Genomic DNA, 25,469 nt, shown 5'->3' on the forward strand with positions numbered 1-25,469 from the left:
AAGCGCCAACTGCAGGACGCTTACGCTGCCAACCCGTCAATCTCTAATCAGGTTGAGAGCCTGGCTGCCGCGTTCTGAGCAGCCGTGGCAATCGGTCGACGCGACTACCTCAAATTTTGCAACAGAACCCTAGGCATCGAGGTGAACGAGGAATTGGCCAGGAAGCAGAGTTTCAAATTCTGGGAGGCGCCGCATTGGACACGCTACGACGGCTCGGTGACAAATTGGTAAAGGTGGCTCTTGGCTCCTGATTTGCAATTTTGGCAGCTAGAAACCATCGGTCGTCTGATAATGTGGCGATGTGTACCCGAGACGACCCCGCAGCAGCCCGACAATGCTGCCCAAGCACGATGCCCCGCGCACCAATGTCCTGCCACCGGTCAAAGGCGCCGCCAAAATGCAATAGCTTAGCGTCCACACTCGGCCCAAAATCGAAGCGAACGTCTGCAGCGAACCTGTTTTTGAGTCCCTGCTGTTTCGCCTTTCGATCAAGATGCTGCTGTGATCTCGAGAGCGCCTGTACTGGTACCGGAGTGTCAAACGCTCGACGGGAACCGTCTCGTGGCAAATTGCATGTGGTGTCCATGTCGTATGGGCGCCGAGCTTCAGTGCATCGGTCCACAATTGCCAATCCTCGCCACCTGCCAAGCCGAGCGTATTGTCGAAACGAAGGCCGGTACGGCGAAAGAATTCCAGCTTTCCCATCCAGCTACCGGTTGCCAGCTTGATGTGCTTGGCTTTCCCCATTTCTAAGAGACGAATGGATTTCGCCTCGCTATTGCGATTTATTCTGTTCATTCCGGACCAAATCATCCTATTCCATGACGAGGCACTTGCCGGCGGCGGCGCGAGCCTGACAGGCGATGCGACGATATCGCAATCCTGAGCGTCCCGCGCAGCAAGCAGTTGCGCGAGCCAATCTTCCTCGACGGTTTCGTCGTCGTCCGCGAAGGTCAGTATATCGCCACCCGCCGCAAGGGCGGCCTCAAGGGCCTGATTGCGAGCAAAGGCGATCCCGAGCCGCGTCTCCAGCTCGTATTGAACGGTCGACCCCGGTACCTGCTCTCGAAAACTCTCGACGGCTTGATCCAACGAAGCCGTTTCATTGTTCTCAATGATGATGAAATGGAGACGAATTCCCTCAGGCACGTTCAGCCTGCTATAGGATTTCAGAAGATTTGATAGCATTTGTGGCCTTGCACGCGTGACGGTCCCCACGCAAACCGTTCTCTGGCTGCCACCTGCTGCATGAAGCGGAAATAATTTCATAGGATCTCGCTGAGCGCGCATTTGCTCATCACGGTAAGCCAGCTATCCACTTGGCGAACCGTCTGTCGTGGTAGCCACAGCATGTCATCCTCGGGTAAGATCCTTCCGCTGAAGGTCGTGGTCGCGCTGACATAATTGGCCTGCTCAACGAGACTTCTGACGTATTCAGACACAGCTCCATACGGATAGGAGAAGCTGTCGACCGAAGTTCCCAACATATCCTCGAGCTTATAACGGGCGAAATTGATCTGGTGTCTTGCCTTGGTGACAGAGACTTCCGTCAGCTGGATATGATCAAGACTGTGGGCACCGACTTCCTGGCCCATTTGAGCCCACTCGCGTACCTCTGCCTTCGACATGCATCGCGCGTACGGAGCGCCGACCGGTGAATCCCAGATGTTGAATCCGCCAACCTGGTTCGCGACAAAGTAACTTGTCGCTGTAAACTGCAATTCTTGAAGAGTCGGCAAAGCATAAGTGTGAACGCTCCGAAAGCCGCCGTCAAAAGTGATGCCAAAGACCTTGCCCGACTTTTCTCCACGCAAATACGGTATCAGATCTCGCAGGGACAATCCGATAAATCCCAGTCTCTTCAGTCGTCGCATCTGGATGCGAAAAATGCTGGGATACACGGTCCGATAGCGCAGATAGATACCCTGCTCAGCGGGATCAGCGATCTGACTATATCTTAAAATCGATATCGACATGCTATCTCGCCCCAACATCAGAGGACGGAATACGGCGTCTACCAGCCAATCGGGCGAGCCGTTTGATCCTGCGGCGATAAAGCGGACGCAGGATCTCGTGGATGCATTTCTGCAGGACCGGCTTGCGTTGTCTAAGCGTGCTCCCACCCAGGCTGCCAGAAATCTCGTGAACGCCGGAGGGCGTGACCGACTTCGGTATGACGCCCGTCAACCAAAACATCTGCAGGAACACATCGACGGGACGATCCACTTGTTCGGTCGCCTTGAGCAACTTGATCGCCGCGCCACGGGTGATCAGTTGCGCTCCCATTCCAAGTCCCGGGCAGTTGGGTTCGATCAAGGCGATCTTGCCGGCTTTGACGATCTGGCGACCATTTTCACGCCCCCTACGCATCGGGAACCGTATAAGATCGTCGGGCCCCATATGAGCGAGCGCCAGTGCAAGGCCCCTGTAAAAATCGTCATCAAGCTCGATATCATCCTCAATGACGAAGGCGATATCGATATTCTGATCGACAATTGCCTGCCACGCTTTCCGGTGCGAAAGGAAGCAACCGATCTCGGCACTGGTAAGCTCGAAGGGATAGAAAGGCTGATGCAACTGGCGTTGATAGAACGCTTGACACTCCCGCTTCGAGAGCAGACGACCATCGACCGCGGGCAAAATCGATGTGGAAAACGGAAGAAGTTTCAGCAGATTTTCAGCATGCTGCCGCCGCTGTTTGACACGCAGCAGGTGAATGAGGAGCCCCGTTGTGGATAGGCTGTCTTGACGCCCGAATTGTGAGGAGAAACTGAGCAGGGATTCTCCGCAATCAGAATGACGCGCTCGCCGTGCAGTAATCGCCCGCTTGCTCGCTGGGACGGTGTTGTCTTGTTCCAAGATCTTCCCTTTCAACGTCTGGATTATGCTTCTGGAGAAGTGTCAGATCACCGTGATATCCAGATTGCGTGGAGAGTAGGCTGACGCTTGATGCAAATACGGGATGGGCGTCTAACACTGTAAGGCACGCCGCGCTCAACGAGATGGTCCTGCGAGCATCTCCCATTGGGATGTTGCGCCTTTCTTCCAGGCGCAACGGGATTGGCGTGTGAATAAAATCCGTTTGGCTATTTTGTCTTACCCTTGGCGGCCGGATTCTGCTTTTTCAAGAGCGGCGCATCCTTCTGAGGTTCTGATTTCGAACTCTGACCGTTCAAGGTCTTGACATTTTCCTTCGTGTTTCCGGGGCTCGAAGTGGTGGAGCCGGCATGTGCCGAAACCGACGCGAGAGCGCAGATGATTGCGGAAACGGCGAGCGTGATCTTTTTCATGTGCTGTGGTTCCTTGGTTTGTTTCACGGTTCGTTGCGCACTAGGCCGAAACCGATCAGCCTGTTCCTTCGTTGCATTGCTCCAATGCAGCGACGCCATAGTGATAGCTGCGAACGATGTAGGCTCTGTCGAACTAGTGTTGCGAACACGTTGAGAAACAGCGGCATTATTGCGGCACCGGGATTCTGACGCTCGGTCTCGCCCAGCGGCTCATTGTCGAATTTCGACGTTTTGAGAGCGCGGCTCCGAGGTCGACCACGTCTCTATCAATGCTGGGGTACCGACTTAGGCGGCGTTGATCGAGACGCACCTGCGCAGTTTCGGATGAGTCTTTGAATCCTATCTGCCGCCAGGAGCCCGCCCGGATTTTCCCGCCTGATCAGAGCCGTCGTCATTTTCTTCGGATGAGACGTCCCGTTTCTGAGGCACATCTACGGATTGGGCCGCCCCGTTATCCCGATCATTGACAGAAATGGCGTCCTCATCTGCGCCATTCGGAAGTTTCATGTGTTCACGATGCATATCCACGTTTACGGGCCGATTCGCATCGACTGGTTGGTCTATCTGCTGTTGAGGATTCCCGTCATCTTTTCCAACCTGATCGTGATCGTGATCGTCATCTTTCTCTTCGGACGAGACATCCCGTTTCTGAGGCCCATCTTCGGATTGGGCAACCCCGTTATCCTGATCATTGGCAGGATTGACGTTCTCATCTGCACTATTTGGACGTTTCCCACGCTCTTGATGCGTGTCCACATTTGCGGGTCCTTTCGTATCGACCGATTGGTCTATCTGCTGTTGAGGATTCCCGTCGTCTTTTCCAACCTGATCAAGATCATTATCTTTCTCTTCTGACGAGATGTCCCGTTTCTGAGGCTCATCTTTGGATCTGGTATGGACATTATCTAGTTCATCTCCGGGAACGACTTCAACCTCTGTACTATCACGCCGTCCTTCCGCACTATCTGGAAGCTTCGCATCCCCCTCCAGTATATGCACGTCTGACGCCTTATCGTTCCGCGGCTCAATTGCCTCATGCGGCTTGGATATATCATCGTTCAGATTAGCATTAACTGGAGCGGTCTCTCTCATTTCTGCAGCGGAACTGCCATGCTCTGGCTGTTGTAGCTCCTGCACAGTAAAGACAGCATTATCTGGCGTAGCAGGAATATCGATTTCAGCTAAGCTCTCTCGGGGTAATGCTTCGTATTCGACGCGGGTCTCGTTCGTTATATTATAAATTGTCTGGTAAGTAATATCCTGGTTGACTTCAATCTGGTTTATTTCAACTAGAGGATCGTCGATTATCGTTGGTTCGTCATACCACAGAGAATTTCTGTCGGCATAATAACCATCGTAGTATCCATCCCAATACGAATGCCAGACTTCGAATTCCGGAACAATCGGCTCGAAATAGACATAATAGGTTGGGTAATAGGTTCGCGCGGTATAGGAGAATGCATCGAAGGATCCTGACACTACCGTGAGCGTGAGCAGCATGCTTTGATAAGTCCAGTAATCGTCGGGTCGGTCGTTGTAATAGGAAAGGTCGTGCCTCAGCCGCACTACCTCCCGCCGAAGGGTCGCGTTGTTGGCAACCTGGTCTTCCAGAGAGGCTACGCGTTTTTCGAGAAGATTAACCCTTTCTCGCAGAGCTCGAATTTCAGCCTTGCTCACCGCTCTGGTTTCATTCGCCGGCTTTGAGAGAATATATCCGGAACAGTAGCTCTTCCATGCCGCGTTTAGGTAGCGCATGCCTTGCGCAGCTTGGCTGTTTTGCGACACCGTCAAGGCATATCGCGTTTGCAGTTCACCGATCGCCTTTGACAGGTTGCCGGTCGCGTCAGCGATCGCCCTGCTGTTTGGAGTCGCCAGTGCAGCCTCCAAGCGCTCTGTTGCGCGTGTCGCGAGGGCAACAGCTTCGAGAACACTGGCAGTGCTTCGGTGTCTTGGGCCGGAAGCTTCCTTGTAGCTTTTGGCAATCATACCGAGAGAGGCACGCATGTCGGATAGTAGTCCCCGAGCGTTTCGTTTGGCGTTGGGCGCTGCACCGGCGGGAGACGCGAATGCCGCCTGAGCCACATAGATCATCGCGGCAATCGGTATCGAACCTGCCGCGTAACCGGAAATCGCGAGTATCAAGCTGCCTGATACTATTCTTCTCAAAATCGAGTTTAGGAACAAGTTGGAATTCATGTCAGCGCCTCCGAACGCGTGCTTGGATTTCACGCCCGTGATCGAGCGACGAGTGGTATTCATCGTTTCAAAGCGGATTTTCGTGAGAGAGATCGAAAGCGCGGGAAAGGCTCCCTTTCGATCTGAAGCCGAAGATAGGAGGCGACAGGCGACAGCCATCAACCCCGCATGACCATTCGGGTGAGCGAAACGAAGCGTTGCATCTTCAGCACCTTCGACCAACAATGATTGCGATTGAAAGGGCCTTCCGCGCCTACATCTCAATCTGCGCGCACGAGTTCGCAGTCAGAGTAGGTTTCGTGCTGGCAATGTGGGTTAAATCGCGCGTTCGCGTATGGTGTTCGAACGACCAGCATCGACAAAACGATGGCCAATAGCGAGGCCATATAGATGATGCCCGGCACAAAGCGAAACAGCGTTTGCATATTGTATTCCTTTAGTTTCTTGTCCGGCGTCGAAATGGCCTAGTTTGGAGTATTTCGATCGCCGCGATCTCGCGGACCGCCGCCAGGGGCGTGCTGTTGGCGCGAGACCGCCGTGTTTGCATTCATTGAGGATCCGCCTCCGGAGCTTTGGTACGATGGCACCTGGGACGTTCGATGGTGCCCGAAAATACCAAATGGCCGGCGTATGTGCGGTGGCCGGATGATCGACAGCGACAGAACCATGGCAATTAACGCGGCCACACAGGTCATGATTGGAATAAAGCGAAATAGCGTTTGCATATCGCATTCCCTCAGCTGTTATCGCGGTTGACATGTCGAAGAGGCCCGCCTTCGAGCGATCGCTACAAGGTTGCTGCGGCTGCATGGTCTAATCACTCGCTTTGTAGTCGGTTTGTTTGCCTCTGTGTTCGCAGGTATAATCGATAGTGCCTGAAAAACCCGTGAGAGCGTTGTCAGCGAAATGTCAGCTTTGCTCGTCTAAGCTGCTCCGCGGAACGGTCCTGACGATTTGAGGAGAAGGTGTGTGTGTTTTCGGCTCCTGAGAGTATTCGCACGGTTGGCAATAATTGCCGTTGCGTTGCACTTTCCAGCCGTGGTGCGCGCGCAGGAAGCCGCTGGCGACGGTCGCTATATCGAGATCGCCGATGCGGGCGAATCGGAAGGCTCTTCGGACCAGGGAAGCGACGGGACAGATTCGAGTTCGAATTCCGGCGATGACGACGATGATGGTGGAGGCGATCCTGGAGATTCTAAAGGCGACGGGCAGTCTGACTCCGACGAATCTCAGCGCAACGGAGGCCACGATAGGTTTAATGGACCAAACGGCGCCCTCGAAGCGGTTCAAAGCAATCAAGCTCTTCCGCTGGACGACATCATCGCAATCGCCCGGCATTTGACCACAGGACAGATCATCGATACGCGCCTGCATCCCGTCAAAGGCCTTCTCCGGTATGAGTTGAAGGTGCTCGAAACCAACAGCGAAGTTCGCCGCTACATTTTTAATGCCCGTACGGGTGAATTGATAAAGGTAAGATAATATGCGGATCCTTGTAGCTGAAGATGATCGCCGCATCGCCGACTCGCTTGGTACGGCCCTGTCGAGTGCCGGCTTCGCCGCTGAATATGCCAGGGACGGAGAAGATGCCTGGTTTCGTGGAGACACTGAAGCATTCGATGCGGTGGTCCTCGATCTCGGTCTTCCGACCCTGGATGGTTTGACGATCCTCAAACGCTGGCGTCGAGCGGGGCGTAACGTTCCCGTGTTGATTCTCACCGCGCGTGGGCAGTGGAACGAGCGAGTGGAGGGAATTGAGTCGGGTGCCGACGACTACGTGGTCAAACCTTTCCGTATGGAAGAAGTCGTAGCGCGTCTCCGCGCGATAGTCCGCAGAGCGGGCGGCTTTGCGTCATCGCAGATTGAGATCGGCGAGCTTGTTCTCGACACGCGAATGAGACAAGTGTCACGCGCGGGCGTACCGATCTCACTTACACCACAGGAATACCGGCTGCTTGCTTTTATGGCGCATCAGGGCGGCCGCGTCGTCTCGCAGCTTGAGATAGCCGAACATCTTTATACCGAGAACTTCGAAGGCGGGTCGAATGCGGTCGAAGTGCTCATCGGCCGCCTAAGGAAACGCTTGGGCGCCGATATCATCGCGACGCGACGCGGCTTTGGGTACATTCTCGGTGGGGCTGATCGTTGAGAATTAGGTCCTTAAGGATTCGGTTGATATTGGGATCCGGCATCTGGATCGCCATAGCGCTGGTCCTGACTGGCGTCACAATCGGCTACTTATTCACGAAGAGTGTCGAACGCAGCGCTTCTGCTGACCTCTCGGCAACGATGTCGCGTCTCGTCGCTTTGATCAATGCAGATGCGCGCGATGCTGCGCCGGTGCTTATCGGCTCCTTGCCTGATCCACGCTACGATACTCCCATCAGCGGCCTCTACTGGCAGATCACGGATCTGGGCTCGCAGCAGATGATCCGCTCCCGCTCGCTTTGGGACCATGTCCTCAAGCTGGATACGCCAAGCGAAGCCGGACAGCTCTCCAACGTTCATGGCCCCGCGGGACAATCATTGCTTGCCTTTTCCTTGACGGCACGCTTTGCGAAAGCAAAAAGCGAGCGACGTTTCCAGGTCATCGTAGCTCAGGACCGATCGATCCTTGATGAGGCGATCAAAAGCTTTGGGCGTGAATTGGCCGTGGCCCTCCTAATCCTCGGCAGCGTCCTGGTGTTTGCTGCAATTCTGCAGGTGCAATTCGGACTGTCGCCATTCAGGAAATTGCGCCAGGATATTGAGGGCATTCGTAAGGGCGCCGCGTCCTCAATCGATACCACCTATCCGCTGGAGGTGGTACCTGTTGTCAGCGAAGTGAACGCGTTGCTGTCACTGCAGCAGAAATCGATGGATTTTGCGCGCTCGCGTGCTTCAGATCTTGCGCATGGCCTGAAAACGCCGCTCGCTGTGCTTGGCACAATTGCTTACGAACTCGAAGAAAGCGGTGACAAGCATAGCGCTGCTACGATCATTGACCTGACGAACGAGATGCGCGGCCGCATAGATTATCAGTTGCGTCTCGTTCGGCTGCGTCAGCGCGTCCGGATGCACGCTCTCAGCGCCTCGCTGAGCAACGTCGTTCCACGCGCGATCGCAGTCCTAAAAAAAACGCGTACCAGCGAGCACCTCGACTGGGTGGTCGACGTCATCGATGGTCTGCATGTCGATATTGATGCGAATGATCTGATCGAGCTTGTCGGCGTGATCCTGGAGAACGCTGCACAGTGGGCAAACTCACGGGTTAGCGTAGAGGCCAAGAAGGACGCGGCGGTTGTCGAACTGCGGATATCCGACGACGGGCCGGGCATTCAATCGGCGGATCTTCGCACGATCGGCAGGCGTGGCGGACGCTTCGACGAGACAAACCCAGGTACCGGCCTTGGCCTGGCGATTGCCTGCGAGATCGTATCGCTGAACAATGGAACCATTGCTTTCGAACGGTCCCAATATGGAGGGCTCGAGGTGACAATCCGCTTGCCGGTCGCTGATTGACGAACTTGCGCTATTTCGCGCGAATGGAGAGGAGAGAACTCCTTCATGGAGGCCGTGCACGCACGCTCCTATTCGTTGATCTTTTCAACACTTTGCCTGACACCCGACGTCGATGACGCCTATCGCTGGTCGGGGTGGCGTCGCCTTAACTGATGGAGGGGCTTGTGCGCCGAACGTCAGAGCACGCTGGACGATGCGATTTCACGCCAGGTTGTGACGGCATCGGCGCGGAGTTGGCGGTGGGCTGCGGCAGTGTGATGTTTCCGATGTAGGTGGAAGAGGTTGGCGATCTGGCCATGGGCTGAAACGAAACGTTGGCATTGTCGCGTCGACTTGAAGCGCATCATGCGCCTCTCTCGTCGTCTCAGCGGAAGATGAGAATTTTCAGCGCGGTTGTTCAATCCTTTATGCGAGCGATGCTCGACGTCTGGCATCACCTCAGCCCTTGCGGCGGCGTAAGAGCGCAGCTTGTCGGTTACCATCACTTGCGGCATGACGCCCTGCCCTTTGAGTAGCTTGCGCATCAGCCGAAGAGCTGCCTTTTTGTTTCTCCGGCTTTGCAACAGAGCATCGAGAACATAACCATCAGCATCTACGGCACGCCAAAGCCAATATTTCCTGCCCTTGATCGAGACGACCATCTCGTCGAGGTGCCACTTGGCGGCAAGGTTGCCGCGCCATCGCCTCCGTAGTTGATAAGCGAATTTGAGGCCAAACTTCGCCGCCCATTCCGCGACGGTCTGAAACGAGACGTTAATTCCGCGCTCGGAAAGCAGGTCCTCGACGTCGCGCAGGCTCAGCAGAAACCGATAATAGAGCCAGACTGCATGGGCGATAATTTCGGCTGGAAAGCGATGGCGGCGGTAATGGGTAAGCGGCTCTTCGGTCATGCTGGTCGGATATCATTTCGCTCAGCAAAATCCGTTAACGCGACGCCACCGTTCGCATAAGTACAGGGTCCTGACCCGCGCGTGAACGGAGAAGGCTTCCGGAAGCTGCGCGATGCCGGTGTCGCGGTCCATATTGGACTGGGTGCCGAAGAAGCGCAGCAAATTATGGCCGGCTTCTTCCATCGCGTGCAGACAGGCTTTCCCTTGATCAAACTCGGTCCATACGTCGAAGCACCGACAGCGATACCCAACGGCTTTGATGCGCGCATCGTGAGCGGTTCGGATCGATCCTGGCTATTGACGCGAGGCGTGCAGAGGTCCTGGCGGAGTCGTTGCCATTGCTGGAAGAGCCTCAACTGTGGTTGAAGCAGCTTGGCCAGAAAGGGTTAACCTCGATATATATTGCCGCGACAGATCAGCTTGCGCAGGATGCCATGAAATATGGCACTCCGTCGGTCGCAACGATAGGTCAATGATTCCAACATCACGCCTTGAAGAGATCAGAACCTCCGACCCTCCTATTGATGCTCGGCAATACCTATGATTCATAGATATTTTAACGAGCTCCGAATTTGCATAAGAAGTCGAAGAGGGGCCTTCTGATCAAGTTGGCTATCACATATTGAATCGATAGCGCGGGTCGGCGTCTATTCCATCCGGAATCTACTTCAGGATTTCTCCTACCTGAGGGCAGCCCGCGTAGTTATTGGCAGCACTCCATCGAACTGAGTATTGTTCCAGTTCATCTTCGTAAGAGCCATTGTCTCATGGAGAACCGAATGGAATAGGCCACGCAGCAGAACGCCGCCATGGTGGAGGAGTCGACCGCAGCCACTAACGGCCTGGCCGATCAGGTTACGATGCTTCGCGATCTCATTGGCCGGTTCAAGCTTCAGCCTGCGATGGCGCCACGGCTGGTCGTCGGAGCTGTAAAGCCCGTCGTATCACCGGCACGGGCACTCGGCCGCAAGTTTGATAATAGTTTCTCCGGCAATGCGGCCATCGCCGAAAAGGCCGATTGGGAAGAGTTTTGATGGGTGGACGACCCGCTCAACGATCTCGCGGACGAGTTCGAAAAAGAGTGGGAGCTATCGCAAGCTTGAAGCCAGCTCAGTTGTTCTCTGGTTTTCAAATTCAGCTACCGCCCTATTCTTTCACCTGCGAGGTGAAATCGATAGGATCCTAATCGTCCGAGTTTGCAAGAGATACGGAGGCGTTAGAGGCGCTTCCGTTCCGAAAGGCCAGTCAATTCGGTACGATTTGCTGGCGCATCGGCAATGGCAGAGAGATTGAGGTGCTGCTCGTTTCGAGCGGCGATACCGATTATTGGGCAATTTCCAAGGGCAGTATCGGCAAGTACGAGCTACTGCCCAGCGGAACGCACTTGAGAAAGCAGGTGTTACCGGGCGGATCAGTGAGACGTCGATTGGTAATTATAGCTATCGCCGAGGGTCTCCCTGGAATCCACTCACTGTGTTGGTCCATTTGTTGAGGGTCAAATACCAGGCTTTCAACCACGCTGCCGCAGGCAGTGTTTTTGGCCGCCCGTAGCGGAGGCTTTGGCTCATATCCGCGAACCCGAACTCCAGGAGCTGATCAGCCTGGTCGCCGGAGAGAACGCACCCAAATTCATCTGCACTATCAGAAAAGCAATGTCTGCCCCGCGAGCAATCACAAGGCCTAATGGCGTACTCTAGACGCCGAACTGCCTAGCGTGCTTGCGAGACACCTTCGGCATCCATAGAGGCAGCATTTTGTTCCCATTGCCATGATTGCATTGAGTCAATTACATTGCGGATTGAACGAACAATCAGCGCATATGTATGGCTGCTTGTCTTCTGGAAATCAGCGAGGCGCTAAGGCCAATCGTCCTCCCATTCGGAGGGCTCATACCTCGTTTTTCTTATTCTCTTTGAGCACCATATCGACCCTGCGCAGCAGGCTTTTCAACTCTGGCTCGCGGACATGAGCGGCGGCCTCATTGGGCGAGAACCACTGCAGGTGGCGCTGACCGCGCTCGGGAAAGCGCTCGACTAATTCGGCGACTTCAAGCAGATGAACCTGAACGACGGCGGGGACAGTATCGCCGGTATCGAGAGACTTCAAATAGGTGTAATAGCCAAAACTCTTCTTCCTGGCCTTTCCCTTGACGCCGGCCTCTTCCCAGGCCTCACGTTCGGCGACCTGATGCGGCAGCTTGCCAACGATCGGCCATCCCTTTGGAATGATCCAACGCCGGCTATCGCGCGAGGTGATCAGCAGGATTTCTACATCTTTCAGCACCGGCGAGCGCCTATAGCAGATCGCGGCATATTGCTCGATCGACCGACCGGCGAAGAGCTTTTCTGCCGCGTCCGCCAAACGGCTGAGATAGGTCTTTTAGTCATGCACCGTTGCTGCAGCCTGCGGAGCTGGGCCTGGAGTCCGGCTTTGCAGGAGTTCGCCGCGCTCCTCCAGAACGGGATAGGCGGCAGCGGCGACCAGATGGGAATTGATCTGTTTGAGATCACGTAGCAGGTCGAGGTGAAGAGAACTGGTCTCGACGGTCTCGATCCCGCCTTGCCGCAGGCGCTGGAAATGAGCCTCTGTACCCTCGCGTTCCGCTTTGCGAAAGATAACCTTCTCCTCCGCCAGCATGCGAGCGGTGCTCTCGTTTTGGGTCATGAGCAAGGCCGCCGTCGTGCGCAGGTTCGTCTGCAATCGATCGAACAGCCGCGCCAATTCAAGTTGGCCCTCCTTCGAGAAGTTCAGACCCCGGCGCAGACGTTTGGCCAGATGCGGCAAGAGGTTCTGATCGAGAACGTCGCCGGCGTGTTCCATATTCATCGAGAACAGCAGGATCTCGTTCAGGCGTCGTCTGTCGGCCTCGCCGAGTTCATCGGGATCGATCGAGGTGAGATAGGTCTTTACGGCCGCATTCAGACTGTCGAGGATATTGTCCAGCGACCGCAATCACGTCAGCGCCTTTCGATCCGTATCCGATAGGGCAGCTTTGGCGCCGGCGAGCATTTCGGAGAGGACATCGACCAATCTCAATGCCTCCCGTGCTGCTGCGCCAAGCGCGACGACAGGCGTCTCCTTGGCAGCCGGGTCGAGATACCGGGGACGCGTCGGATCGGCCTCGTCAATCTTCCGCGGCAGCAATTTGGTCAGGAGATCGGCATAGGGCCGCAATAGCGGCATGAACACCATGGCCAAAACGACGTTGAAGGCGGTATGAAAATTGGCGACGGCGCGGGCGCTATCGCTATCCACCAGCGCCGACAGGCGCGTGACCGGTTCGAGAAAGCCAATCAGCGCGGCGACGCCGACAATGCGTGTCATCATATTGCCGATGGGTAGGCGTTTCACCGATAGATCGGTCCCCGATTGCCCTTCGATGAGCGGATTGATCGCGGTTCCGAGATTGGCGCCGAGAACGAGCGCAAAAGCCTGGTCGACATCGACAAGGCCCTTGCTCGCGAGAGACATGATGAGCAACACGACGGCCACGCTGGAATGGGCGGCCCATGTCAGAATAGCGGCAAGGAGCATGCTCAGCACCGGCGTCGCGGCAATCGCATCGAGGACATAAGCCAGCGCCGTCGATCCCTCATACTGAGTCATCAGGTCGAGAAGCTGATGCAGCGCCAGAAGCATGAAGCCAAGCCCGACCATAACCCGGCCAAGATCGTGCACGCGTGAATTCCCGGTTCGGCGGAACATCAGCACGCCGATCAGGATCAACGCCGGGGAAGCCGCCGCGACATTGAAAGACAACACCTGGACGATCAGGGTCGTGCCAACATTGGCTCCCAGCATGACGGCAAGCGCCGGCACGAGATCCACCAGGCCGCCGGCCGCGAAGCCGGAAGCCATCAGGCCGGTTGCCGTGCTGCTCTGCAGGATGGCAGTGACGCCGATCCCGGCAAAAAACGCCTTGGTGCGATTGCTAAGCGCGCGGCCCAGAAAAGACCGCAGATCAGGTCCGAAGGCGCGCTGAATGCCGGTCTGGACCATACGCGTGCCCCAGAGCAGAAGGGCGATGTGGCCGGCCAGAGCAACGAGGCCGAGGATAAGCGCCATAATGGTCCTCCATAAGCCTGCGATCTCTCCCGAGACAGGCGCTGGGAATCAAGATTGCAGATTGTAAACTTTCATTAGCCGACTATGTTCTTTGTCTTTGCGCCTTTTGCAAGGGCGGATTGTCATAAAACTGTCATAAATCAAATTTTTTGTTTTATAAACAACGGGATATGGCCCCCCTATCCGCCTCTGATCGTGTCGCGCCAGACGAGGTCCGCCTGCATTGTCAAAGACTTGCCCTTGACAATGCTGCTTTCGGCCAACCAGGTTACGGCCTCACGTGCAATTGCCGTGACTGGCTGCGAAAACGTGGTCAGCCGGTAGGAAGACCAGGACGCCTGTTCGATGTCGTCGAAACCGACGACGCAGAGCTGCTGCGGGATCGACAAGGAAAACTGATGGCGAGCGGCATCCATGAAGCCACAGGCTAGCAGATCGGTCGCACAGAAGACGGCATCGGGCCGCTCCTTTCGTGTCAGCAGGCGCTGTGCCACGATCTGACCGGCCTCATATCCGGTCCAACCATGCCTTTCCACCACGACACTAAGACCGTGCTCGCGAGCGGCGGCTATAAAGCCCTCCTCCCTTGCCATGAGGCTTGGCGTACCGGCCTCAGAATTCGCAAAGGCGAGCCGCGCGCAGCCAGCACGCACAAACGCCGTTACCACACGTGCGGCTGCCTCGCGGTCGTCGAGATTGATGTGCAGCGGCCCCGACTGATCTTCATCGCGATTGATCAATACGAGCCGCTGTCCGCTCCGCAGACAGAGCTGCGTAATCGACTTGTCCGGCAGGCCTGAAAGGATCACGGATGCATCGGCCCGGTAGCGGATCGCCTGCTGCAGCGCTTTATTGACGCTGCCGTCGGAACGATCGGTATTGATCAGCATCGCTACCTTTCCGGCAAGTTGCAAGTGCAGCGTCAGTTCGCGTAGAAGGGCGGAGCGATAGGGTGTCGCGACATCCGAAACGATGAGGCAGACGATGCCGCTTTCGTTGCGCATCAACCCACGGGCAAGATGATTGACCTGGTATCCCAACTCTTCCGCCGCCTGCAGGACCTTCTGCCTGGTAGCCTCGGAGACGCTCGCCCCCGGCGTGAAGGCGCGCGAGACCGCCGAGCGCGAAACACCTGCGCGCTGCGCCACTTCCTCAGCGCTGACAAAATCTCGTTGCGACACGGCGCCTCCCCTATTCGCCACAAGACTTCATCATAGTTTGCAATCGCGTGCAACACATTGATCATGGCGGCATTGTGAAACTTTTGTGACAATTCGGGTTGACAGCGCAAGCCGAGCAATGCAGCATTTGCACACGCTTGCAAAAAGCGCTCGGCGTGGAGGCGCCGCATAGCAGGGAGGACATCATGCGATTGATCAACATGGCTGCGGCAACCCTTGCCGCGGGAATATCTCTTATTGCCTGGTCGGCCCATGCAGCCGGCGATCTCAATGTGATCTGCTCTGCCGATCCCGAAGTCTGCGATCTGATGAAGGGGCTGTTCGAGAAGCAGAGCGACATCAAGGTCAACATGGTTCGGCTTTCGGCCGGCGAAACGTACGCCAAGATCCGCGCCGAGGCGCGTAATCCAAAGACGGATATCTGGTGGGCTGGAACCGGCGACCCGCATTTGCAGGCCGCAGCCGAGGGCTTGACGCTGGAATATAAATCACCGCTTTTCGATCAGCTTCAGGACTGGGCGAAGAAGCAGGCAGAAAGCGCCAATTTCCGTACGGTCGGCGTTTATGCGGGAGCGCTTGGCTGGGGCTATAACACGGACATCTTGAAGAAGAAGGGCTTGAAGGAGCCCAAATGCTGGGCCGACCTTCCTGACCCCTCCTATAAGGGCGAGATCCAGATCGCCAATCCGAACTCGTCGGGGACATCCTACAACACGCTAGCGACACTTGTGCAGATCATGGGCGAGGACAAGGCCTTCGATTACCTATCGAAGCTCAATGCCAATGTCTCGCAATATACCAAGTCTGGTTCCGCCCCTGTGAAGGCGGCTGCTCGCGGGGAATCGACGATCGGCATCGTTTTCATGCATGACGCGGTTGCACAGACCGTCGAAGGCTTTCCCATCAAGGCGGTCGCACCGTGCGAAGGCACGGGCTACGAGATTGGCTCCATGTCGATCATCAAGGGCGCCAGAAATCTAGATAATGCCAAGAAGTGGTATGATTGGGCGCTCAGCGCCGAGGCGCAATCGCACATGAAGGATGCCAAGTCCTATCAGCTTCCCTCCAACAAGTCGGCTGCCGTTCCGAAGGAAGCCCCGAAGTTCGAGGACATTAAGCTGATCGACTACGACTTCAAGAAATACGGCGATCCCACGATCCGCAAGGCCCTGCTTGCGCGATGGGACAAGGAAATCGGCGCCAAGGCCAACTGACGGCTTTTTCGACTGCCCTCGCAGGCCGGTTCCTCGCACATCCGACCTGCTTCATCTCTGAATTTTGCTGAATGGGATGCGAATCCGACCATGACCAATAGCAAACGCCGGCTGGATGTTGCGCTGATCTTCGGTACTGCTGCCCTGATACTACTCCCATGGTATCGCATCGAGGGCGGCTTCTTCAGCCTTGGCTGGTTAGGCAGCTTTCCAAGCGACCCCTCCACAGCGCCTGGGATCCTGCAGATTGCCAGCCACGGCCGATGGTGGCTCGCGATCGCCGCCGGGCTCCTAATGCTCGGTGGCATCGCGCGCTTCATATCCAGTCCGATGTCGCGCGGCGCGCTCATGACGCTTGCCGGTGCATTGGGTTTTGCCTTTTTGTCGCTGCAGGGACTCGCGATCACGTCGGCGGGCTGGAGCTGGTCGATCTGCGAGACCATCTTCGGTGCGCTGGCGGACGGCCAACCAGCGATGGGTGCCGGCGCCATTATCCTAGGCATCGTCTTCGTCCTGCTCTTTTCATTTGGCCTTGCCGAACGCGGCGTAATGAAGGGCGATGCCTTCGTTGTCAGTGCCGTCACCATGCTGGTCGTGCTGGTCGCGATCTTTGTGTTCTATCCCGTTGGCAGCATGTTTGTCGGCGCTTTCCAGTCATTCGACGGATCGTTCGATCCCGGCGGCTTCACGACGAACATCCAGGATCCGTCGATCTGGAGTCTTGGCTGCGTGGTTGGCGGCGACCGTTGCGGTGTGGCCTGGCGCACACTCTTGCTGGCGATCCTGACGGCAGGCGCGTCGACGCTACTTGGGCTCTGCTTTGCCCTTGTCGCCACTCGCACCCGCTTTCCCTTCAAGAAGGGACTGAGGCTTCTCACGATCCTGCCGATCATCACACCGCCCTTCGTAGTCGGTCTGGCGCTGACCCTGCTGTTCGGACGGGCCGGTGTCGTCACCCAAGCTGCGGCCTCGATCTTCGGAACCGAACCCAGCCGCTGGCTCTATGGCCTGACGGGTATCTGGATCGCGCAGGTTCTTTCCTTTACGCCAATTTCCTTTCTTGTCCTCATCGGCGTGGTCGAAGGCGTCAGCCCGTCGATGGAAGAGGCGTCACAGACCCTGCGCGCCAATCGCTGGCGCACGTTTTGGCGCGTGTCCCTGCCGCTGATGAAGCCGGGTCTCGCAAACGCCTTCCTGATCGGCTTCATCGAAAGCATGGCGGATTTCGGCAATCCGATGGTTCTCGGCGGCAGCCACGGGGTTCTGTCGACAGAGATATTCTTCAGTGTCGTCGGCGCACAGAACGATCCGTCGCGCGCGGCAGTCCTTGCCATGATCCTGCTCGTCTTCACGCTCAGCGCCTTCCTCGCGCAACGCCTCTGGCTACAGGGCAAGAGCTTTGCGACGGTGACAGGCAAGGGAGATTCGGGCGCTCATGGCGCCCTGCCCCGCGGCCTCTCGATCGCGGTCCATACGCTCGTCATCCCCTGGATGGTGTTCACCGTCGTTGTCTACGTCATGATACTCTTCGGCGGCTTTGTCCGCACCTGGGGTCTCGACAACACGCTGACGGTGGAACATTACTTCAAGGCCTTCTCGATCGGCCTACGTGACGATGGCGGCATCGCCTGGACCGGTGTTGCCTGGAACTCCTTCTGGACGACGATGGAGATCGCCCTGATCTCCGCGCCCTTGACGGCTGCCGTCGGCCTTCTGACGGCCTATCTGATCGTGCGCCAGAAATTCGTCGGGCGCGGCCTGTTCGAATTCGCGCTGATGATGAGCTTTGCCATCCCCGGCACGGTCATCGGCATCAGCTACATCATGGCCTTCAACCTGCCGCCGCTGGAGATGACCGGGACTGCGCTCATTCTCATTGCCTGCTTCGTGTTTCGCAACATGCCGGTCGGTGTGCGCGGCGGCGTTGCCGCCATGAGCCAGCTCGACAAAAGCCTCGACGAGGCATCGCTGACATTGCGGGCCGACAGCCTGCGCACCATCCGGAAAGTAATTCTGCCGCTGCTGCGGCCGGCGATTACCGCAGCACTTGTCTATTCCTTCGTACGGGCCATCACCTCGATCAGCGCCGTTATCTTCCTCGTCAGCGCCCAGTACAACATGTCCACGGCCTATATCGTCGGCCTGGTCGAAAACGGCGAGTATGGCATCGCAATCGCTTATTCCTCCGCCCTTATCGTCGTCATGATATCAGTCATTGCCGGGTTCCAGCTGCTCGTCGGAGAAAGGCGGCTGCGGCGCGTAAACCGCGTCGCGATGACGCCGTCGCCGACCGCGCCCGCATCCATCGTTCAGGAGAAAACCGCATGAATCCGAAGGCTCCCGGTTCCGTCGTCTTCGAGAATGTTCGAAAAACCTTCGGCGCGTTCACGGCCATTCCCGATCTGTCGCTCACCATCGAGCCCGGCACGCTCGTCACCCTGCTCGGCCCTTCCGGCTGCGGCAAGACGACGACGCTTCGCATGCTGGCGGGGCTGGAACACCCCTCCTCCGGCCGCATTCTGATCGGCGGCAAGGATGTCACCATGCTTCCGGCCAATGAACGCGACGTCTCGATGGTCTTCCAGAGCTATGCCTTGTTTCCGCATATGACGGCGCTCGACAATGTCGCCTATGGACTGGAATCCTCCGGCATGAAACGCAGGGACGCACGCGAGAAGGCGGAAGGTGCGCTTGGCCTTGTCGGCCTTGCCGGCATGGGCTCGCGTCTTCCGGCCGAACTTTCCGGGGGCCAGCAGCAGCGTGTCGCCGTGGCGCGTGCGCTCGTCGTCGAACCTCAGGTGCTGCTTCTCGACGAGCCGCTTTCCAATCTCGATGCTCGGCTGCGCCGGCGCGTCCGGACGGATATCCGCGAATTGCAGCAGCGGCTTGGCTTTACTGCCGTCTATGTGACCCATGACCAGGACGAAGCACTTGCCGTATCCGATCGCATCATCGTCATGAAGGATGGCGGCATCGCGCAGCAGGGTGCACCGCGCGAGCTCTACGATACGCCAGCCTCCGCCTTCATTGCCGACTTCATGGGCGAAGCCAATGTCGTGCCATGCGATGTCGTCGAAACCGACGGCGATGGCGTCACGATCACGATCCAGGGACTTCGCCACAGGGTCAACAGCCGTTCGGTCAAATGCGGTTCCGCGCAGCTCGCTGTGCGGCCGAACGCGATCATTCTGACGCCAGGAACAGGCAACGGCCAGTTCAATGGCCAGATCACTCATTCCGCCTATCTCGGCGATCACGTCGAGTACGAGGTAAAGACCGATCGCGGATCGCTCTTCGTTGTCGATGCAACGGTCGATTCCGCCCTTCCTCCCAACACCGATGTCACGATCGCTTTCAAGGATCGCGGCATTGCCGTCATCGGCGGCTGATTGCCGTCAAACATCAGACGATTAAGGACCTAGCTGCATGACCTCCGTTACCCTCGCCGATCTCGAAGCACGCCTCGTTCTTGCCGAGACCATCGCCCGCGAGGCCGGCAATCTCGCTCTCGACTATTTCAAGCGGCGCGAGACCCTGATCATCGAAACCAAGCGCGACCTGCAGGATGTTGTCTCGATTGCCGACCGGGAGGTTGAAAATCTCATCCGCGGAAGCATCCATACGGCGCATCCTCAGGACAGCATCCTCGGCGAGGAATATGGTCTGGAAACCGGCACCTCCGGCTACACCTGGGTCGTCGACCCGATCGATGGGACGAGCCCCTTCGTCAACGGCATGCCCAACTGGTGCGTTTCCATCGCAGTATTGCGTGACGGCACTCCCGTGATCGGCGTCATCTCGGCACCATGCCACGATGAGCTTTACGTCGCCGCGCACGGCAGAGGTGCCACCTTGAACGGCAAGAGCCTCAAGCTGGATGCATCGCGCAATATCCGCAACGCCGTGACTGGCATCGGCGCCAACAATCATGTCTCACCCGCCTTCGTCGCGAAAATGGTCGAGCAGGTTCTCGAAGCCGGCGGCAATTTCATCCGCAACGGCTCGGGCGCCCTGATGCTCGCCTATGTCGCCGCCGGCCGCCTGGTCGGCTATTACGAACCATACATGCATGCCTGGGATTGCCTGGCCGGCTATTGCCTCGTGAAGGAAGCCGGCGGCTGGTACCATCCCTTCCCGACGGAAGGCGAACGTCTGACCAAGGGATCGGTGGTTCTGGGTGCCGCCCCGGGTGCGATCGACGATCTGAAAAAGATAGCTGGCTTATAAGTTTTCCCGGTAGACAACAGTTGAGTAAGCATTAGTTTAAATGAACGCGCTTGCAAGTTGATCGTCACATCCGGCGGCAGTGCAGCGCAAAGCGGGTCGGCCGATCGAGGAGGATCGACCAAGCCGTTTGACGGAACGAATAATAATGGGAGGAAAAATGCCTAATCGCCTCGCGTGGAGCTGCCTTGTAGCGGCAGCAATTTCATTCGGAGGAACGTCGCACGCGTGTGCAGTGACCGAGCTGCAATGGTGGCACGCAATGTCGGGCGCCAACAACGAAGTTGTCGAGCAACTGGCCAAGGAATTCAACGAGGGCCAAAAGGACTATAAAATTGTTCCGGTGTTCAAGGGCACCTATCCGGAAGCGCTGAATGCCGGTATTGCGGCGTTTCGCGCCAAGCAGGCGCCGGCGATCCTGCAGGTCTTCGACGCCGGCAGCGGCGTGATGATGGGTGCGGAAGGCGCGATCATGCCGGCGGCCGATGTGTTGAAGAAGGGGGGCTACACGTTCGACAAATCACAATATTTGTCGGGCATCGTCTCCTATTATTCAAAGCCGGACGGCACGATGCTGTCCTTCCCCCATAATTCGTCTTCGCCGATCCTCTACTACAACAAGGACACCTTCAAGAAGGCTGGGCTCGACCCCGAGAACCCGCCGAAAACCTGGCCTGACGTCTTCGAGGCCGCCAAGAAGATCAAGTCGAGCGGCGCATCGGCCTGCGGCTTCACCTCGACCTGGCTCACTTGGATTCAGACCGAGAATTTCGCAGCCTGGAACAATGTCAGCTACGGCACCAACGAAAACGGGCTGGGCGGCACCGACGTCAAGCTGGCGTTCAATGCACCGCTCTTCGTCCAGCATTTCCAAGCGATCGCCGATCTTGCCAAGGATGGCACCTTCCGCTACGGCGGCCGCACCTCGGAGGCCAAGCAACTCTTCACCTCGGGTGAATGCGGCATTCTGACGGAATCGTCTGGCGGCCTTGGCGATATCATCAAGAGCGGCATGAACTACGGCATCGGCCAGCTTCCCTATTATGATGGTGAAGGCCGGCCGCAGAACACCATCCCGGGCGGCGCCAGCCTCTGGGTTTTCGCAGGCAAGAGCGATACCGAATACAAAGGCATCGCCGAGTTCTTCCATTTCCTCTCACAGACCAAGATCCAGGCGCGCCTGCATCAGGTTTCCGGTTATCTGCCGGTGACGATGGCCGCCTACGAGGAAACCAAGAAATCCGGTTTCTATGATAAGAACCCTGGCCGTGAAACGCCGATCCTGCAGATGCTCGGCAAGGCTCCCACGACCAACTCCAAGGGCGTTCGCCTCGTCAACCTGCCGCAGGTGCGAGACATCATGAACGAGGAGTTCGAGGCGATGCTGGCCGGCAAGGAAGATGCCAAGACGGCACTCGACAAGGCCGTCGAACGCGGCAATGCCGCTATCCAGCAAGCCATCGGCAACTGATGCACTGATACGGTTTGGCCCGCGGCCACCAAGGCTGCGGGCAGTTTCCCATCACAGGAGATCGCCGTGCAGCGCGTCGTCTTTCCAAACAAGATCCTTCCTTATTTCCTGGTCGCACCGCAGATCATCCTGACGGTCGTCTTCTTTTTCTGGCCGGCAAGCCAGGCGCTTTATCAATCGACACAGCGCGAAGACCCCTTCGGGCTGAAGAGCGGCTTCGTGGGGTTTGCGAATTTCCGCGCGATTTTGTCTGACGGGACCTATCTGCATTCACTGCAGGTGACGGTGATTTTCAGCGTCGCGACGGCGCTGCTGTCGATGATTGTTGCGCTCGCGCTCGCCACTGCTGCCGACAAGGTGGTGCGCGGACAGACGCTCTATCGTACGCTGCTGATCTGGCCCTACGCGGTCGCACCCGCCGTCGCCGGCATGCTCTGGCTGTTCATGTTCAACCCGGCCATGGGCACCTTGGCCTATATTCTGCGCCGCAATGGCTTTGCCTGGGATCCGCTGCTGAACGGCAACCAGGCACTGGTGCTGGTCATTGTCGCCGCCGCCTGGAAACAGATCAGCTACAATTTCCTGTTCTTCGTCGCGGGGCTGCAGGCAATCCCCAAATCATTGCTCGAAGCGGCCTCCATCGACGGTGCTCGCGGCAATAGGCGCTTCTGGACGATCGTCTTTCCGCTGCTAGCGCCGACGACCTTCTTTCTCCTGGTGGTCAATACGGTCTACGCCTTCTTCGACACCTTCGGCATCATCCATGCCGTCACCGGCGGCGGACCGGCAAAGGCGACGGAGACCCTAGTCTACAAGGTCTACAATGACGGCTTCGTCAATCTCAATCTCGGCTCGTCGGCAGCCCAGTCCGTCGTCCTCATGGTGATCGTGATCGCGCTGACGGCATTCCAATTCCGCTTCGTCGAGAAGCGCGTGCATTATGCGTAAGGCGAGACGATGATTGAAAAACGCCCCATCGCCAATCTGATCGGCCATCTGATGCTGATCGTCGGCATTATCATCGTCGCCTTTCCGATCTATTACACCTTCGTCGCTTCGACGATGACGTCGGCCGAGATTTTGCGGCCGCCGATCTCGCTGCTGCCCGGCGGTCATTTCGCCGAAAACTATGGCGAGGCGCTGAACGGCGGTGTCGAGCGCGTGGTCGGCGTCAGCCTCGAGCGGATGCTCTGGAATACATTTGTCGTTGCAGTCGTCATCGCTGCCGGCAAGATCGCGATCTCTTTCCTGTCGGCCTTTGCCATCGTCTTCTTTCGCTTTCCACTGCGGATGGTGTTCTTCTGGATGATCTTCGTCACGCTGATGCTGCCGGTGGAGGTGCGCATCTTGCCGACCTACAAGGTTATCGTCGATCTTGGAATGATCGACACCTATGCAGGTCTGACTTTACCGCTGATGGCGTCGGCAACGGCGACATTCCTGTTCCGGCAGTTCTTCCTGACGGTGCCGGGGGAGCTGCTGGAAGCCGCCCGCATCGACAATGCCGGCCCCTTCCGCTTCATGCGCGATATCCTATTGCCGCTGTCGAAGACCAATATCGCAGCGCTTTTCGTGATCCTCTTCATCTACGGCTGGACGCAATATTTGTGGCCACTGCTCGTCACCAACGACGCGAAGATGTCGACGATCATTATTGGGCTGCGGAAAATGGTGGATTTCGCCGATGCGGCGACACCCTGGAATTTCGTGATGGTGACGGCGATCCTGGCGATCATCCCGCCCATTCTCGTCGTCGTGCTGATGCAGCGCTGGTTCGTCAAAGGTCTTGTGGAGACGGAGAAATAATGGCTGAGATCACCCTCAAGGATGTCCGCAAAACCTATGGCGGCAACGTTGATGCAATCAAGGGCGTGTCGATCGATATCGCCGACGGCGAACTCGTCGTGCTGGTCGGGCCTTCCGGCTGCGGCAAGTCCACGCTCCTGCGTATGATCGCAGGTCTTGAAGCCATCACGTCCGGCGAAATCAATATAGGCGGCCGCATCGTCAATCGTCTGGAACCCTCCGAACGCGACATCGCGATGGTCTTTCAGAACTATGCGCTTTATCCGCACATGACCGTGCGCCAGAACCTGGCATATGGTCTGAAGAACAGGAATGTGCCAGCTGCGGAAATAGACCAGCGCATCCAGTCGGCAGCTCGATCGCTGGAGATCGAATCTTTCCTCGAGCGCAAGCCACGTCAGCTCTCCGGCGGCCAGCGGCAACGTGTGGCGATGGGCCGTGCCATCGTGCGCGAGCCGGCGGCGTTCCTGTTCGACGAGCCGCTCTCCAATCTCGATGCCAAGCTGCGGGTGCAAATGCGTGTCGAGATCAGACGGCTGCAACGATCTCTCGCGACCACGAGCGTCTATGTCACCCATGACCAGATGGAGGCCATGACGCTGGCCGATCGCCTGGTCGTCTTGAATGGCGGGCAAATCGAACAGGTCGGCACACCCATCGAACTCTATGAACGACCCGCCACGACCTTCGTTGCGACCTTCATAGGCTCGCCTTCCATGAACCTTCTGAAATCTACCGAAAGCAGCACAATTGCGCTTTCGCCCGGCGGCCGCCTTATCGGCGCTGACACGACGATCGGCGTTCGGCCCGAGGACCTTCACCTGGCCGATGGCGCGAGCGATGCGGCTTTCCGCGCAAAAGCGCGTGTCCAGGCGGTGGAGCTCGTCGGGGCGGAAAGCTATGTCTACGGTATCCTGGCGGACGGCCAAACCATCGTCTTTCGGGTTTCGGGGCGGTCCCGGATCGCAATTGACACCGAATGCGTGGTTGCCGCTTCCGCCGACAGCCTGCATTTCTTCGACGGTCACGGGAACCGATTAGACCGCGCATAAGCAGTTCAAATCTTGTGATGAGACTGTCGGAGAGCGCCGTTTTGCGGATGTCTCGGCTTTCCATGTCGGGCCTCGTCATTTATGACGGATTTATGACAACGCCTGTTTGGAGTGCGGAAAGTGAACTGGTTTCGTAGACTGATGCCGAGAGAAGACCGTTTTTTTGATCTTTTCTCTCGACATTCCCGTACAATCGTCAGCGCCGCGGAAGCCCTGAGCGAACTGCTGAGCGGCAAAGATACCGAGAAGCACTGCAAACGCATCGTCGAACTCGAGAACGAGGCCGACGATATCACGCGCGAAGTTTTGCTTGCGGTACGGCGCAGCTTCATCACGCCTTTTGACCGTGGCGATATCAAGGATCTCATCATGTCAATGGACGATGCGATCGACATGATGCACAAGACGGTCAAGACAATCCGCCTGTTCGAGCAGGATAGCTTCGATTCCGGCATGCAGGAAATGGGCGGCGCGATCGTTCAGGCGGCAAAACTGGTGGCTGATGCAATTCCTCTTCTCGATCGCATGAGCGCCAATTCCTCCCGCCTCAGCGCGCTCACCGAAGAGATTGTTGATGTC

Annotated in this window: 22 protein-coding genes and 2 pseudogenes; 14 read left to right on the forward strand and 10 right to left on the reverse strand. The window is 57.2% G+C overall.

Annotated features, from left to right (window positions below):
* Nucleotides 1-78, forward strand: a pseudogene (locus FHX05_RS29185) (IS6 family transposase); the annotation flags it as partial.
* Nucleotides 79-267: 189 nt separating this feature from the next.
* On the opposite strand, the gene FHX05_RS29190 reads toward FHX05_RS29185, so the two are convergent.
* The 6 genes from FHX05_RS29190 to FHX05_RS29215 form a co-directional block, all read right to left on the reverse strand.
* Entirely contained in the window at nucleotides 268-1,290 is a 1,023-nt protein-coding gene (locus tag FHX05_RS29190) for a glycosyltransferase (RefSeq protein WP_348648361.1), read from the reverse strand.
* Complete coding sequence (locus FHX05_RS29195; protein ID WP_183876329.1) at nucleotides 1,266-1,976, reverse strand: polysaccharide deacetylase family protein; 711 nt, start codon at nucleotides 1,974-1,976, stop codon at nucleotides 1,266-1,268. Before FHX05_RS29195 ends, FHX05_RS29190 begins: the two co-directional genes overlap by 25 nt.
* Nucleotide 1,977: 1 nt before the next feature.
* Complete coding sequence (locus FHX05_RS29200) at nucleotides 1,978-2,859, reverse strand: glycosyltransferase family 25 protein (protein ID WP_183876331.1); 882 nt, start codon at nucleotides 2,857-2,859, stop codon at nucleotides 1,978-1,980.
* A 227-nt stretch (nucleotides 2,860-3,086) separates the two neighbouring features.
* Nucleotides 3,087-3,290 (reverse strand): hypothetical protein, encoded by a 204-nt coding sequence (locus FHX05_RS29205; protein WP_183876333.1) that lies wholly within the window; start codon nucleotides 3,288-3,290, stop codon nucleotides 3,087-3,089.
* Nucleotides 3,291-3,629: 339 nt separating this feature from the next.
* Nucleotides 3,630-5,486 (reverse strand): hypothetical protein, encoded by a 1,857-nt coding sequence (locus tag FHX05_RS29210; RefSeq protein ID WP_183876335.1) that lies wholly within the window; start codon nucleotides 5,484-5,486, stop codon nucleotides 3,630-3,632.
* 260 nt (nucleotides 5,487-5,746) lie between these two features.
* Complete coding sequence (locus FHX05_RS29215) at nucleotides 5,747-5,911, reverse strand: hypothetical protein (protein WP_183876336.1); 165 nt, start codon at nucleotides 5,909-5,911, stop codon at nucleotides 5,747-5,749.
* 577 nt (nucleotides 5,912-6,488) lie between these two features.
* Between FHX05_RS29215 and FHX05_RS29220 the strand changes: the two genes are divergently transcribed.
* From FHX05_RS29220 to FHX05_RS29230, 3 genes are read left to right on the forward strand one after another with little or no spacing between them, the layout of a single operon-like run.
* Complete coding sequence (locus tag FHX05_RS29220) at nucleotides 6,489-6,968, forward strand: PepSY domain-containing protein (RefSeq protein ID WP_183876338.1); 480 nt, start codon at nucleotides 6,489-6,491, stop codon at nucleotides 6,966-6,968.
* A 1-nt stretch (nucleotide 6,969) separates the two neighbouring features.
* On the forward strand, nucleotides 6,970-7,635 hold the full coding sequence (locus FHX05_RS29225) for a response regulator transcription factor (RefSeq protein ID WP_183876340.1): 666 nt from the start codon (nucleotides 6,970-6,972) through the stop codon (nucleotides 7,633-7,635).
* A 29-nt stretch (nucleotides 7,636-7,664) separates the two neighbouring features.
* Nucleotides 7,665-8,987 carry a HAMP domain-containing sensor histidine kinase gene (locus FHX05_RS29230; protein WP_246699161.1) on the forward strand — a complete coding sequence of 441 codons (1,323 nt, stop codon included), beginning with the start codon at nucleotides 7,665-7,667 and terminating at the stop codon, nucleotides 8,985-8,987.
* Between the two features lie 176 nt (nucleotides 8,988-9,163).
* Here FHX05_RS29230 and FHX05_RS29235 read toward each other — a convergent pair whose 3' ends face one another.
* Nucleotides 9,164-9,877 (reverse strand): IS6 family transposase, encoded by a 714-nt coding sequence (locus FHX05_RS29235; protein ID WP_183876344.1) that lies wholly within the window; start codon nucleotides 9,875-9,877, stop codon nucleotides 9,164-9,166.
* Between the two features lie 809 nt (nucleotides 9,878-10,686).
* Between FHX05_RS29235 and FHX05_RS29240 the strand changes: the two genes are divergently transcribed.
* A complete protein-coding gene (locus FHX05_RS29240) occupies nucleotides 10,687-10,911 on the forward strand; it encodes a hypothetical protein (protein WP_183876346.1) in 225 nt (74 codons plus the stop codon).
* 853 nt (nucleotides 10,912-11,764) lie between these two features.
* Here the strand turns inward: FHX05_RS29240 and FHX05_RS29245 are convergent.
* The 3 genes and pseudogenes from FHX05_RS29245 to FHX05_RS29255 all read right to left on the reverse strand — a co-directional run bounded on the left by FHX05_RS29245 (nucleotide 11,765) and on the right by FHX05_RS29255 (nucleotide 15,123).
* Complete coding sequence (locus FHX05_RS29245; protein WP_348648362.1) at nucleotides 11,765-12,160, reverse strand: NUDIX hydrolase; 396 nt, start codon at nucleotides 12,158-12,160, stop codon at nucleotides 11,765-11,767.
* 96 nt (nucleotides 12,161-12,256) lie between these two features.
* Nucleotides 12,257-13,942, reverse strand: a pseudogene (locus FHX05_RS29250) (Na/Pi cotransporter family protein).
* Between the two features lie 179 nt (nucleotides 13,943-14,121).
* Nucleotides 14,122-15,123 carry a LacI family DNA-binding transcriptional regulator gene (locus FHX05_RS29255; RefSeq protein WP_183876350.1) on the reverse strand — a complete coding sequence of 334 codons (1,002 nt, stop codon included), beginning with the start codon at nucleotides 15,121-15,123 and terminating at the stop codon, nucleotides 14,122-14,124.
* 185 nt (nucleotides 15,124-15,308) lie between these two features.
* Between FHX05_RS29255 and FHX05_RS29260 the strand changes: the two genes are divergently transcribed.
* From FHX05_RS29260 to FHX05_RS29300, 9 genes are all read left to right on the forward strand, one after another.
* Nucleotides 15,309-16,337, forward strand: a complete 1,029-nt coding sequence (locus FHX05_RS29260; protein ID WP_183876352.1) for an ABC transporter substrate-binding protein — start codon at nucleotides 15,309-15,311, stop codon at nucleotides 16,335-16,337.
* A gap of 90 nt (nucleotides 16,338-16,427) precedes the next feature.
* Nucleotides 16,428-18,665 (forward strand): iron ABC transporter permease, encoded by a 2,238-nt coding sequence (locus tag FHX05_RS29265; RefSeq protein WP_183876355.1) that lies wholly within the window; start codon nucleotides 16,428-16,430, stop codon nucleotides 18,663-18,665.
* Nucleotides 18,662-19,726 carry an ABC transporter ATP-binding protein gene (locus tag FHX05_RS29270; RefSeq protein ID WP_112610373.1) on the forward strand — a complete coding sequence of 355 codons (1,065 nt, stop codon included), beginning with the start codon at nucleotides 18,662-18,664 and terminating at the stop codon, nucleotides 19,724-19,726. Before FHX05_RS29265 ends, FHX05_RS29270 begins: the two co-directional genes overlap by 4 nt.
* Nucleotides 19,727-19,763: 37 nt before the next feature.
* Nucleotides 19,764-20,564, forward strand: coding sequence for an inositol monophosphatase family protein (locus FHX05_RS29275; protein ID WP_112610375.1), 801 nt, complete (start codon nucleotides 19,764-19,766; stop codon nucleotides 20,562-20,564).
* A 145-nt stretch (nucleotides 20,565-20,709) separates the two neighbouring features.
* Complete coding sequence (ugpB, locus tag FHX05_RS29280) at nucleotides 20,710-22,032, forward strand: sn-glycerol-3-phosphate ABC transporter substrate-binding protein UgpB (RefSeq protein ID WP_183876357.1); 1,323 nt, start codon at nucleotides 20,710-20,712, stop codon at nucleotides 22,030-22,032.
* Nucleotides 22,033-22,098: 66 nt separating this feature from the next.
* Nucleotides 22,099-22,980 (forward strand): sn-glycerol-3-phosphate ABC transporter permease UgpA, encoded by an 882-nt coding sequence (gene ugpA / locus FHX05_RS29285; RefSeq protein WP_112401257.1) that lies wholly within the window; start codon nucleotides 22,099-22,101, stop codon nucleotides 22,978-22,980.
* A gap of 9 nt (nucleotides 22,981-22,989) precedes the next feature.
* Nucleotides 22,990-23,838: a sn-glycerol-3-phosphate ABC transporter permease UgpE gene (gene ugpE / locus FHX05_RS29290; protein WP_183876358.1), complete on the forward strand. Its 849-nt coding sequence runs from the start codon at nucleotides 22,990-22,992 to the stop codon at nucleotides 23,836-23,838.
* Entirely contained in the window at nucleotides 23,838-24,890 is a 1,053-nt protein-coding gene (locus FHX05_RS29295) for a sn-glycerol-3-phosphate import ATP-binding protein UgpC (RefSeq protein ID WP_183876359.1), read from the forward strand. The genes ugpE and FHX05_RS29295 overlap by 1 nt, the downstream gene beginning before the upstream one ends.
* Before the next feature lie 141 nt (nucleotides 24,891-25,031).
* Nucleotides 25,032-25,469, forward strand: a 438-nt coding sequence (locus FHX05_RS29300) for a DUF47 family protein (protein WP_183876360.1), incomplete at its 3' end; no start/stop codon positions are given.

The sequence above is a fragment of the Rhizobium sp. BK491 genome (genome assembly GCF_014194925.1).
GTDB lineage: Bacteria > Pseudomonadota > Alphaproteobacteria > Rhizobiales > Rhizobiaceae > Rhizobium.